At 63.6% G+C, this 11,592-nt stretch carries 10 protein-coding genes; 3 read left to right on the top strand and 7 right to left on the bottom strand.

Going from position 1 to position 11,592, the window contains the following annotated elements:
- Position 1: 1 nt before the first annotated feature.
- The 7 genes from ACODSD_RS23235 to ACODSD_RS23265 all read right to left on the bottom strand — a co-directional run bounded on the left by ACODSD_RS23235 (position 2) and on the right by ACODSD_RS23265 (position 8,363).
- A complete protein-coding gene (locus ACODSD_RS23235) occupies positions 2-1,396 on the bottom strand; it encodes an aminotransferase-like domain-containing protein (protein ID WP_158274263.1) in 1,395 nt (464 codons plus the stop codon).
- A gap of 113 nt (positions 1,397-1,509) precedes the next feature.
- Positions 1,510-2,871, bottom strand: a complete 1,362-nt coding sequence (ccoG, locus tag ACODSD_RS23240; RefSeq protein WP_488878446.1) for a cytochrome c oxidase accessory protein CcoG — start codon at positions 2,869-2,871, stop codon at positions 1,510-1,512.
- A gap of 288 nt (positions 2,872-3,159) precedes the next feature.
- The gene (locus tag ACODSD_RS23245) at positions 3,160-3,789 is read right to left on the bottom strand and encodes a MarC family protein (protein ID WP_019103674.1); all 630 of its coding nucleotides are present in this window, start codon (positions 3,787-3,789) and stop codon (positions 3,160-3,162) included.
- Between the two features lie 143 nt (positions 3,790-3,932).
- On the bottom strand, positions 3,933-5,066 hold the full coding sequence (gene dapE, locus ACODSD_RS23250) for a succinyl-diaminopimelate desuccinylase (protein WP_107799032.1): 1,134 nt from the start codon (positions 5,064-5,066) through the stop codon (positions 3,933-3,935).
- Positions 5,063-5,413 carry an arsenate reductase gene (locus tag ACODSD_RS23255; protein WP_107799033.1) on the bottom strand — a complete coding sequence of 117 codons (351 nt, stop codon included), beginning with the start codon at positions 5,411-5,413 and terminating at the stop codon, positions 5,063-5,065. Before ACODSD_RS23255 ends, dapE begins: the two co-directional genes overlap by 4 nt.
- 8 nt (positions 5,414-5,421) lie before the next feature.
- The gene (locus ACODSD_RS23260) at positions 5,422-6,549 is read right to left on the bottom strand and encodes a PilT/PilU family type 4a pilus ATPase (protein WP_233246666.1); all 1,128 of its coding nucleotides are present in this window, start codon (positions 6,547-6,549) and stop codon (positions 5,422-5,424) included.
- 131 nt (positions 6,550-6,680) lie between these two features.
- Positions 6,681-8,363, bottom strand: a complete 1,683-nt coding sequence (locus ACODSD_RS23265; RefSeq protein ID WP_488878447.1) for a long-chain-fatty-acid--CoA ligase — start codon at positions 8,361-8,363, stop codon at positions 6,681-6,683.
- Positions 8,364-8,676: 313 nt separating this feature from the next.
- On the opposite strand from ACODSD_RS23265, the gene rimP reads away from it, so the two are divergent.
- The 3 genes from rimP to ACODSD_RS23280 all read left to right on the top strand — a co-directional run.
- Positions 8,677-9,102, top strand: coding sequence for a ribosome maturation factor RimP (gene rimP, locus ACODSD_RS23270; RefSeq protein ID WP_048409119.1), 426 nt, complete (start codon positions 8,677-8,679; stop codon positions 9,100-9,102).
- 51 nt (positions 9,103-9,153) lie between these two features.
- The gene (gene nusA, locus ACODSD_RS23275; RefSeq protein ID WP_107799036.1) at positions 9,154-10,632 is read left to right on the top strand and encodes a transcription termination factor NusA; all 1,479 of its coding nucleotides are present in this window, start codon (positions 9,154-9,156) and stop codon (positions 10,630-10,632) included.
- Between the two features lie 39 nt (positions 10,633-10,671).
- On the top strand, positions 10,672-11,592 hold a 921-nt coding region (locus ACODSD_RS23280; protein WP_488878448.1), incomplete at its 3' end, for a translation initiation factor IF-2 N-terminal domain-containing protein.

Genomic DNA, 11,592 nt, shown 5'->3' on the forward strand with positions numbered 1-11,592 from the left:
CTCAGCGGACGTTGGCCGGGCTGAGCAGCTCGGCCAGCAGGGGGACGCCGGAGCGGTGTTGCAGCGGATCGAAGAAGCTGAAGTTCAAGCGCATCGCGTTGCCGGTGTCCTGTCCCGGGGTGTGGAACATCTGGGACGGCGCGAAGTGCAGCCCCTGTTGCATCGCCATCGGCAGCAGGCGGCGGCAGTCGACGCCGGGCGGCAGCTCCACCCACAGGAAGTAGCCGCCCTGCGGCCGGGCCATCCGGCAGTCGGCCGGGAAATGGGCGGAGATCTGCTGTTGCAGCGCGGCCAGATTGTTTTGCAGACGCTGGCGCAACAGGCTGAGCATGTCCTCGTGATGGCCGCCGGCCAGCAAGCGCGCCAGCGCCATCTGGCTGGGCAGCGGGGTGGCCAGCGAGCTGCACAGCTTGAGGCCCAGAATGCTGTCGCGGAAGCGTCCGGCGGCGATCCAGCCCACGCGATAGCCGGGGGCCAGCGATTTGCTGAAGGAGGAACAGTGCAGCACGCTGCCGCGCTGATCGAAAGCCTTGAGCGGCAAGGGCGCGCCTTCGCCGAAGTACAGCTCGCGATAGGTGTCGTCCTCGATGATGGGCACGCGGTGGCGTTCCGCCAGCGCCAGCAGCGCGGCTTTTTGCGAATCGCTCATCACCTGGCCGGTGGGGTGCTGGAAATTGGGCATGGCGATGATGCCGGCCGGCTGGTGCTGGATCAGCAGCGCTTCCAGCCGCTCCAGGTCCAGCGGCTGCCCCGGCGGACAGTTGAAGCCGACGGCGCGTAGTTCCAGGTGTTCCAGTTGTTCGAAGATGGGCGGGAAAGCCGGGGTGATCACCAGCATGCAGTCGCTGCCGCTGAGGCGGGCCACCGAGCGGATCGCCAGGTTCAGCGCCTCCATGCCGCCGCAGGTGATCAGCATTTCCTCGCCGTCCAGCTCCACGCCCTGGGCGAGATAGCGCAGCGCCAGTTCTCGGCGCAGCCCCTCGTAGCCCTCGCTGTCGGTGCTGGACAAGGCGTAGCGGTAATCGCTGAGCGCGCGAGTCAGCGCGCGGGTCAGCGGCGTGGTGTTGATCAACACCGGGTTCATGAACGGGCAGCCCCAGGGCATGGGCAGTGCCATGGTCAGGTGCTCGGCGCGGAACTCGCCCGGGTGGTCCGGCAGCGGCGGCGATTGGCGCAGCGACAGCGAGGACAGGCCCAGCACCCGGAAACCGGAGCGGGGCAGGGACTCGATCAGGCCTTGTTTCTCCAGCTCGGCGTAGGCGCGTTGGGCGGTGGTGATGCTGACCTTGTGGTCCAGGCATAGCTTGCGCAGCGAAGGCATGCGATCGCCGGGGCGCAGATGGCCTTGCTCGATGGCATGGCGAAAGCGCTGGCTCAGTTGACTGGTCTTGCTCATTGTATTCCTGGCGGTTGAGCCGCGGCGGCGTTGCGCCGCGGCATGACTCCTGATGGACTGCCTAGGGCCGCCGACGTTTGCTTGGCGCTGAAAAACATCGGCGGGTCCTAGATTCATTCGCCGATGAAGCTGGATTTTTCCCTGATCATACTACCGTCATGGCTCAGCGAGCTGACCACGAAGTAGATGTCGTGCGCGCCGCGGGTGGCGTGCTCGGGCTCGGCCTGCACTCGCACGGTGACGGTCTCGGTGCGGGTGGGCGCGACTTCGACCACCTGGCCCGGCTTGTCCAGCCTCAGGCTGGGCAGGCCTTCCACCTGGATCTTGAAGCGCTGCGCCTGTTCGCTGGTGTTGATCAGCTTCAGGTTATAGCTGTTTTCCAGCAGGCCGTCGTCGGTGGCGCGCACCAGGACCGCGCGGTCGCGCAGCACGTCCACCTTGAACGGTTTTTTCAGGATCAGCGCGGTGGTGGACAGGGCGATGATGCCGGCCAGCAAGCTGGAGTAGACGATGACCCGCGGGCGATGGCTGCTGCTGGGGCGTTCCGGCTTGCCGGCGGCTTCCAGCGCGGCGGCGCTGGTGTAGCTGATCAGCCCGCGCGGCGCATGGATCTTGTCCATCACCTGATCGCAGGCGTCGATACAGGCGGCGCAGCCTATGCACTCGTATTGCAGGCCGTTGCGGATGTCGATGCCGGTGGGGCAGACCTGGACGCAGATGCCGCAATCGATGCAGCTGCCGCGCGCCTTGTTGGCCGCCTGCTTGCTCTTGCCGCGCGGTTCGCCGCGGCGGTTGTCGTAGGAGATGATCAGGGTGTCGTTGTCGAACATCGCGCCCTGGAAGCGCGCGTACGGGCACATGTGCAGACAGACCTTCTCGCGCAGCACGCCGGCCAGCAGCCAGGTGAAACCGCCGTAGAACAGGATCCAGAAGCTTTCCCACGGGCCGTAGGCCAGGCTGGGCGCGGCGGCGGCCAGCTCGCGCACCGGGGTGAAGTAGCCGACCAGGGTGAAGCCGGTGATCAGCGAGAACAAGCCCATCAGCCCGTGCGACAGCGTCTTGCGCGTGAACTTGTTCACGCTCATCGGCGCCGCGTCCAGTTTGCGGCGGGCGTTGTGATCGCCCAGGGTCAGCCGTTCTATCCACAACATGATCTGGGTGTAGACTGTCTGCGGACAGCTGTAACCGCACCAGAGCCGGCCGGCCAGCGCGGTCCACAGGAACAGGCCCAGCGCGCAGATCACCAGCAAGGCGGCGAAAAAGATGAAGTCCTGCGGCCAGAAGGTGAGGCCGAAGATCAGGAAGCGATGTTGTTCCAGATCCAGATGCACAGCCTGCCTGCCGTTCCACTGCAACCAGGGCAGGCCGAAGAACGCCAGTTGGGTAGCGAGAACCATGAACACCCGAACGTTGTTGAAGCGGCCGGTGGTCAGGCGCGGATAGATTTTGATGGGGACGGCTTGCTGGCTAGACATGGCAAAATGACCATTGGATGAAAACCCCTTATTAGTACTGCTTGGGATCGGTACAAACAATGAACAGTTGTCTTTGAAAATGTGTATACAGCGCCGTCTGTCTATATACAGATGCGGGCTTGGGCTTGAGCGTGGATATGGAAAACCCCAAGTAAAAACAAGGGGTTTTCCATGCGGCGAACGGGCGAAGCCTGGGTCTTGCCCCGCTTTGTCTGGCATTGAACGCCAGGCGCTGTGCTGATCGCCTCAGCACAATAATCCTGCCGAGTTTGTGGGTTTTTTGGGATTTTATCGTGCAAGCTGCGGAAAAAGCCGGTAAATCCCATCCACGATGATTTCCACCGACACCGCCGCCAGCAGCATGCCCATCACCCGGTTGACGATGTTGATGCCGGTCTGCCCCAGCAGGCGGGACAAGGGCGAGGCCAGCACCAGCGCGCCGTAGCAGGTGATGGCCACCAGCAAACTGCTTACCAAAAGGTAAACCACCTGTACCCACGACGAGGCCGTCGTCGCATAGATGATCACGGTGGAGATGGTGCCCGGCCCGGTCATCAGCGGGATGGCCAGCGGCACCACGGCGATATTGGTCTTGGTTTCCGCTTCCTCGCGCTCCACCTTGGTGGTCTTGGTCGGTCCCGGCTTGGCGTTCATCAGCGCGATGGCGATCAGCATCACCAACAGGCCGCCGCCCACCTGGAAAGAGCCGACGCTGATGCCGAGAAAGCGCAGCAGGGTCTCGCCGACGACGGCGAACAGGCAGAGCACGATGGCCACGGCGATGGCCGTGGTCTTGGCGATCTTCTTGCGCTCCAGCTGGTTGGAGGTGGGCGTCAGGCTGATGAAGATGGGGATGGCGCCCAGCGGATTGACCAGCACCAGCAGCGCGATGAATATTTTTGCGATTTCGACTTCCATGGTTCGGATCATACCTTTCGCTGGAGGCCGCCGCATTCAGGCGGGAGACGAGAAGCGTCGACGCCGCGCCACGGCGGCGCGCCGCAAAGCAAAAAAACCGGCCGCGCCAGGCGCAACCGGTTTCAGCATAGCCGGAATTCGGCTTAGTCAGTGTTCAGCAGCAGTTCCAGCGTGTGGCGATAGATGGCGGACAAGGGTTCGACATCGGCCGCCTCCACGCACTCGTTCAGCTTGTGGATGGTGGCGTTGACCGGGCCGAACTCCACCAGCTCGCGCGCGATGCGCTTGATGAAGCGGCCGTCGGAGGTGCCGCCGGTGGTGGAGAGCTCGGCCCGGCGGCCGGTGGCGTCGGCGATGGCGAGGCCAAGCGCCTCGGTGAGCTTGCCCGGCTGCGTCAGGAAAGGCTGGCCGGACAATTGCCAGTGCAACTCATAGCCCAGGCCGTGGCGGTCCAGAATGGCGCAGACGCGTTCCTTCAGCGATTCCGCGCTGCTCTCCGGCGAGAAGCGGAAGTTGAAGCGGATGTCGCAATGGCCGGGAATGATGTTGCTGGCGCCGGTGCCCGCATGGATGTTGGACACCTGCCAGCTGGTGGGCGGGAAAAAGGCGTTGCCCTCGTCCCAGCGCGTCTCCGCCAGTTCGGCCAGCGCCGGCGCCATCAGGTGAACCGGGTTCTTGGCCAGGTGCGGATAGGCGATGTGGCCCTGGATGCCGTGCACGATCAAATGGCCGGACAGCGAGCCGCGGCGGCCGTTCTTGATGGTGTCGCCCAGCGCCTGGTCCGAGGTGGGCTCGCCGACGATGCAATAATCTATGGTTTCGCCGCGCGCCTCCAGCGCGTCCACCACCTTGACGCTGCCGTCCACCGCCACGCCTTCCTCGTCCGAGGTGATCAGGAGGGCGATGGAGCCGGGGTGTCCGGGATGGCGGGCGACGAAGTCTTCGCAGGCGGTGACGAAGGCGGCCAGCGAGGCTTTCATGTCGGCGGCGCCGCGGCCGTAGAGCAGGCCGTTGCGGATGGTGGGTTCGAAGGGCGGGCTGTCCCATTGCTCCAGCGGACCGGTGGGCACCACGTCGGTGTGGCCGGCGAAGCAGACCAGCGGAGCTGCGTCGCCGCGGCGGGCCCAGAAGTTGTCGACCTCGCCGAAACGCATGCGCTCCACGCGAAAGCCTATGGCTTCCAAGCGGGCGATCATCAATTCCTGGCAGCCCTGGTCGCGCGGGGTGACCGAATCCAGCCGGATCAGCTGCCGCGCCAATTCTAAGGTTGCGCTCATTTCAGCAGGCGCTCCGCCCAGTCGGCTTCGACGAAGCCGACGCTGATCTTGCCGCCGGCGTCCAGCACCGGGCGCTTGATCACCGAGGGATTGGCCTGCATCAAGGCCAGCGCGGCCGGCAGCTGCTCGGCGCCGGCCTTGACCTCGTCCGGCAGCGCGCGCCAGGTGGTGCCCTGGCGGTTGATCAGCTTGGCGAGGCCGACCGCGGCGGCCCAGCGCTCCAGGCTGGCGGCGTCCGCGCCTTGTTTCTTGAAATCATGGAAGTGGTAGTCGAGGCCGTTGTCGCTCAGCCATTGGCGCGCTTTTTTGACGGTGCTGCAATTGGGTATGCCGTAAAGAGTAATCATGGGTGGGTTTACAGGTCCAGTTTGATGCTGTCGAAGCTTGGCGGCTCGCCGCCGGCTTGCTTATCGTCGCCGCTCGCCGCTTTTTCCTTGCTCTGATTGATCAACCAGTACAAGTTGGTGGGCGAGTCGGCGTTTCTCAGGGCCTCGTCCAGGCTGATGCGCCCCGTGCTGTAGAGCCGGTACAACGCCTGTTCGAAGGTTTGCGAGCCATCGCTCATGCTGCTTTCGATGGCCTCCTTGATTTTGTCTATCTCTCCGTTTCGGATCAACTCCGAAATGCGCGCAGTGTTGATCAGGATTTCGATTGCCGGCACCCGGGCGCCGTCCACCGTGGGGATCAGCCGTTGCGAAACCACCGCCTTCAGCGCGGAGGACAGGTCCATCAGCAAGGCGGCGCGGCTTTCCGCCGGGAAGAAATTGATGACCCGGCTCAGCATGTGATAGCTGTTGTTGCCGTGCAGCGTGGAGATGCACAGATGGCCGGACTGGGCGTAGGTCACCGCCTGGGTTAGGGTTTCCGGGTCGCGGATCTCGCCTATCATCAGCACGTCCGGCGCCTCGCGCATCGCGTTTTTCAGCGCGCGGGCGTAGGAGAGGGTGTCGAAGCCCACTTCGCGCTGGTTGACGATGGACTTGTCGTGGCGGAACAGGAATTCGATCGGGTCTTCCACGGTGAGGATGTGGCCGCTCATGCTCTGATTGCGGGTTTGCAGCATGGCCGCCACGGTGGAGCTTTTGCCGGAACCGGTGGAGCCGACCACCAGGATCAGGCCGCGCTTGAGCTTGATCAGTTCGCTGAGCACCGGCGGCAGCTGCAAATGCTCCAGCGACGGAATATTGGGCAGGATGTAGCGCACCACCATGCCCACCGAGCCGCGTTGCCAGAAGATATTGATGCGGAAACTGCCGAGGCCGGGCACCGGGTGGCCCAGGTTCATTTCGCGTTCCTGTTCGAAGACGCCGATTTCCTCTTCGCTCATCAGGCTGTAGGCCAGCTGTTTGACCATGTCTGCGGTCAGCGGTTTTTCGTTCATCGGCAGCAGCTCGCCGTTCTGCTTGATCATCGGCGGGGAGAAGCTGGTGAAGAACAGATCGCTGGCGCGGCGTTCGGCCATCAATTTGAAAAACGGCAGCATCAACATAATCGTGCACCCGAAGCGGCAAGGTTTATCAATGGAACGGTTCTTTTAAAGTGTAGCCGGCCCGCGCCCAAAAAAAACGCCGCCCGATAGCGCGGGCGGCGGCGATTTCATGGCGTCCGCATGGATCAGGCGAGTTTGGCGCCGCTGTTCTCGTCGCGCAGCGCGCGGCGCAGAATCTTGCCGACATTGGTCTTGGGCAGCTCGTCGCGGAATTCCACCAGCTTGGGCACCTTGTAGCCGGTCAGATTGTCGCGGCAGTGCTGGATGATGTCTTTTTCCGTCAGCGCGCGGTCCTTGCGCACCACGAAGACCTTGACCACCTCGCCGGACTTGTCGTCCGGCACGCCGATGCAGGCCACTTCCAGCACGCCGGCGTGGCCGGCCACCACGTCTTCGATCTCGTTGGGGTAAACGTTGAAGCCGGACACCAGGATCATGTCCTTCTTGCGGTCCACCAGTTTGACGAAGCCGTCCGGCGTCAGCATGGCCATGTCGCCGGTGGCGAGGAAGCCGTCCGGGCTCAGCACCTTGGCGGTTTCGTCCGGGCGGTTCCAATAGCCTTTCATTACCTGAGGGCCGCGGATGCACAGCTCGCCCTGCTCGCCGGGGGCCACTTCCTCGCCCTCGGGGCCGCGCAGCTGCATCTCGGTGGAGGGCACCGGCACGCCGATGGTGCCGTTGTAGGCGGCGAGATCCAGCGGATTCATGCACACGGCCGGGCTGGCCTCGGTCAGGCCGTAGGCTTCCACCAGGGTGACGCCGGTCACTTGCTTCCACTTGTCCGCCACCGCTTTTTGCACCGCCATGCCGCCGCCCAGCGCCAGGCGCCAGGTGGAGAAGTCGAGCTTGGCGAATTCCGGATTGTTCAGCAGCGCGTTGAACAGGGTGTTGACCCCGGTCATGCAGGTGATCGGGTACTTGCCCATTTCCTTGATGAAGCCGGGGATGTCGCGCGGATTGGTGATCAGGATGTTGAGCGCCCCCACTTCGGTGAACACCATCAGATTCGCGGTCAAGGAGAAGATGTGATAGAGCGGCAGCGCGGTGACGATGATTTCCTGTCCCGGGCGGATCACCGGCTTCACCCACTCGCCGGCTTGCAGCATATTGGCGACGATATTGCGGTGAACCAGCATCGCGCCCTTGGAGACGCCGGTGGTGCCGCCGGTGTATTGCAGGAAGGCGATGTCGTCGTGGCCCAGCTCCACCGGCCGGTAGGGCGCGCGCGCGCCGCGGGACAGGGCGTCGCCGAAGCGGACATGGCCGGGCAGGCGCCACGGCGGCACCATCTTCTTGACCTTGCGCACCACGAAGTTGACCAGCATGCCCTTGGCGAAGCCCAGCATCTCGCCGATGGAGGCCACGATCACGTGCTTGACCTGGGTGCGCGGCAGCACCTGCTCCAGCACGCTGGCGAAGTTCTCCAGGATCACGATGGTTTCCGCGCCGGAGTCCTTCAGCTGATGCTCCAGCTCGCGCGGGGTGTACAGCGGATTGACGTTGACCACGGTGCCGCCGGCGCGCAAGGTGCCGAACACCGCGACCGGATATTGCAGCAGATTGGGCATCATCACCGCCACGCGGTCGCCCTTCTGGAGCTTCAGCTCATGCTGCAGATAGGAGGCGAACTGGCCGGAGAGCTGGTCCATCTCGCGGTAGCTGAGTTCTTTGCCCATGCAGGCCAGGGCGGGGCGGTCATGGAATTTCTTGACGCTGCGGTCGAAGACTTCGACCACGGATTGAAACTGGTTGATGTCGATTTCGTGAGCTACGCCCGGCTGGTAGTTTTTGAGCCACACCTTTTCCATAAATCCCGGTTTCTCCATCGTGCTGGTTAACGAGAGTCGCGCCAGCGTATCGCGCGCCGGCGGGCGTCGTACCTATTTGGTGACTATATATTTGTTATGTCGCGGCGGCTTGGCCGCTCATGACGTCAAACTGCTGTTTGAGTGCCCGGTAATGTACCGTAACTGGAACCGCTCGCAAAGAAGTCCGGCGCAAACAGCCGTCCGGTCCCGTTGGAGGCGGGCGGTTCGCCGGTTTTCTTTTTCAATGGAATAGGTTACAATCGCGTCGGTTAGGGATGGGCGTTTCGCCCATTTTTTATTTGTGGAAAAAGCAATGGATGTTCGTTTGCTGCTGGAAAACACCCTGCCGGGTCTGGGCTACGAGTTGGTCGATTTCGAAATGACCCCAGGGGGCGGTTTTCGCGTTTTTATCGACAAGCCGGGTGGCATCACCGTGGAAGATTGCGTCCAGGTGAGCAATCACTTCACCCGCCTTTTCATGGTCGAGAACATCGACTACGAGCGACTCGAAGTGTCTTCGCCGGGCTTGGACCGTCCGCTGAAGAAAGAGGCTGATTTCGTCCGCTTCGCCGGTAAGCTTGCCAAGATCAAGACGCGCATGCCGATCGAGCAGCAGAAGAAATTTACCGGTCGTCTTGCCGGGGTCGAGGAAGACTCTGTGAAGCTGGATGTGGATGGCCGCATCGTGGCGATTCCGTTTGCCAATATCGACAAGGCCAGGCTGGAGCCTGAGTTTTGATGTCTGGACGGCCATAAGCCACGCAAAAGGACAAAAATCGGAGAGGAATGAATGAGTCGCGAGATTTTGTTGCTGGTGGATGCCCTGGCGAGCGAAAAGAATGTCAGCAAGGATGTGGTGTTCTCCGCCCTTGAGATGGCGCTTGCCTCGGCAACCAAGAAAAAGTTTACCGATGACGAGATGGACGTGCGCGTCGAAATCGACCGCCACAGCGGTCAATATCAGACCTTCCGCCGCTGGTTGGTGGTGGAAGACGAACTGCTGGAATCGGAAAGCAAGGAAATCGGCGTAATCGACGCGCGCGAGCGCGATCCGCGCATTGAAGTGGGCGCGTTCATCGAGGAGCCGATGGAGGCGGTGGAGTTTGGCCGCATCGGCGCGCAAACCGCCAAGCAAGTGATCCTGCAACGCATTCGCGACGCTGAGCGCGAGCAGCTGCTGAACGAGTTCCTGCAGCGCCGCGAGCACCTGGTGACCGGCACCATCAAACGCATCGAGCGCGGCAACGCCATCGTGGAATGCGGCAAGCTGGAAGCGGTGCTGCCGCGCGATCAGATGATCCCCAAGGAAAACCTGCGCGTGGGCGACCGCGTCAAGGCTTTCCTGTTGCGCATCGATCGTCTGGGTCGCGGCCCGCAGCTGGTGCTGTCGCGCACCTCTCCGGATTTCCTGACCAAGCTGTTCGAGCTGGAAGTGCCGGAAATCGACGAAGGCCTGCTGGAGATCAAGGCCGCCGTGCGCGACGCCGGCATGCGCGCCAAGATCGCCGTCAAGGCCAACGACGCGCGCATCGATCCGCAGGGCACCTGCATCGGCATGCGCGGTTCCCGCGTTCAGTCGGTCAGCCAGGAGCTGGGCGGCGAGCGCATCGACATTGTGCTGTGGGCGCCGGAACCGGCTCAGTTCGTGATCAACGCGCTGTCGCCGGCTGAAGTCAGCCGCATCATGGTGGACGAAGACAACCACAGCATGGACGTGGTGGTGGAGGAGGAGCAACTGGCGCTGGCCATCGGCCGCAGCGGCCAGAACGTCAAGCTGGCCGCCGAGTTGACCGGCTGGTACCTCAACATCATGACCGTTGCCGAGGCTGAAGAAAAGCATCAGGCGGAAGACGCCGCCGTGCGTGATCTGTTCGTGAGCGCCCTGGGCGTGAGCGAAGACGTCGCCGCCGTACTGGTGCAAGAAGGCTTTGCCGCTTTGGAAGAAGTGGCGTATGTGCCGATTGCGGAGATGCTGGAGATTGAAGGGTTTGATGAGGAGCTGGTCAACGATCTGCGCATCCGCGCGCGTGACGCTCTTTTGACACAGGCTATTGCGTCCGAAGAAAAGGTGGAAAGCGTTTCCGATGGCCTGCGCGATATCGAGGGCCTGGACGCCGAGCTGGTTCGCAAGCTGGCCGAAGGCGGCGTGATCACCCGCGACGATCTGGCCGATTTGGCCGTGGACGATCTGGTGGACATGACCGGCATGGAGGCCGAGACCGCCCGCGCCGTCATCATGAAGGCGCGCGAGCACTGGTTCGACCAGTAAGGCCTGTCCGGAAAGAATTTACAGAATTTGGGAAGACGCATGGTTTTGACAAACGTAAAACAATTTGCCAGTGAGCTTAACCTCACACCGGAACGCCTGCTGGAACAGCTGGGCGCGGCCGGCGTGAGCAAACGCTCGCCGGATGACGCGCTATCCGCGCAAGACAAGTCCCAGCTTCTTGACTATCTGAAGCGCTCCCACGGCGCGCGCGACGAAGAGTCGCGCATCGCCCTGACGCGCAAGTCCACCAGCGAGATCAAGACCGCCGACGGCAGCACCGTCAAGGTGGAGACCCGCAAGAAGCGCTTCGTGGTGCGTCCGGAAGAGGCGTCCGCGGCTCAGCCCGCCGCGGCCGAGTCCAGCCCGGTGGAGCCGGTGAAGGCGCCGGAACCGGCGCCGGCTCCGGCGGTGGAAGCCAAGCCCGAACCGAAACCGGAAATCAAGCCCGAGCCCAAGCCGGAACCGGCTCCGCAAGCCGCGGAAGCCAAGCCCGAGCCCAAGCCGGCTGAAGCGCCGCGCCAGGAAGCCGCCAAACCGGCCGCTCCCAAGCCGGCCGCTCCGGCGCAGCGTCCGACCGTGGCCTCCATCCTGAGCCCGGAAGAAATCGCCGCTCGCGAAGCCGAGGAAAAGCGCCAGGCCGCTTTCCGCGCCCGTCAGGAAGCGCTGATGCGCGAAAAGATCGAGCGCGAAGAGCGCCGCCAGGCCGCGCGCCAGGCCGCCTTGCAACCGCCGCCGGCTCCCGAGCCGGTGCGCGCCGCTGAGCCGCCGGCTCGCCGCGAAGAACCGCGCCGCGACGACCGTCGTCCGGCCGGCGCCGGCGACAACCGCGGCCCGCGCCCGGCTGGCGACAACCGTGGCCCGCGTCCGGCTGGCGACAACCGCGGCCCGCGCCCGGCTGGCGACAACCGTGGTCCGCGCCCGGCTGGCGACAACCGCGGCCCGCGTCCGGCTGGCGATAAC

Source organism: Chromobacterium sp. FG22, assembly GCF_057809415.1.

Excerpts from the sequence above, each read along its gene's own strand:
- ACODSD_RS23235 (WP_158274263.1), bottom strand. The coding sequence starts at position 1,396 with ATGAGCAAGACCAGTCAACTGAGCCAGCGCTTTCGCCATGCCATCGAG.
- ccoG (WP_488878446.1), bottom strand. The coding sequence starts at position 2,871 with ATGTCTAGCCAGCAAGCCGTCCCCATCAAAATCTATCCGCGCCTGACC.
- ACODSD_RS23245 (WP_019103674.1), bottom strand. The coding sequence starts at position 3,789 with ATGGAAGTCGAAATCGCAAAAATATTCATCGCGCTGCTGGTGCTGGTC.
- dapE (WP_107799032.1), bottom strand. The coding sequence starts at position 5,066 with ATGAGCGCAACCTTAGAATTGGCGCGGCAGCTGATCCGGCTGGATTCG.
- ACODSD_RS23255 (WP_107799033.1), bottom strand. The coding sequence starts at position 5,413 with ATGATTACTCTTTACGGCATACCCAATTGCAGCACCGTCAAAAAAGCG.
- ACODSD_RS23260 (WP_233246666.1), bottom strand. The coding sequence starts at position 6,549 with ATGCTGCCGTTTTTCAAATTGATGGCCGAACGCCGCGCCAGCGATCTG.
- ACODSD_RS23265 (WP_488878447.1), bottom strand. The coding sequence starts at position 8,363 with ATGGAAAAGGTGTGGCTCAAAAACTACCAGCCGGGCGTAGCTCACGAA.
- rimP (WP_048409119.1), top strand. The coding sequence starts at position 8,677 with ATGGATGTTCGTTTGCTGCTGGAAAACACCCTGCCGGGTCTGGGCTAC.
- nusA (WP_107799036.1), top strand. The coding sequence starts at position 9,154 with ATGAGTCGCGAGATTTTGTTGCTGGTGGATGCCCTGGCGAGCGAAAAG.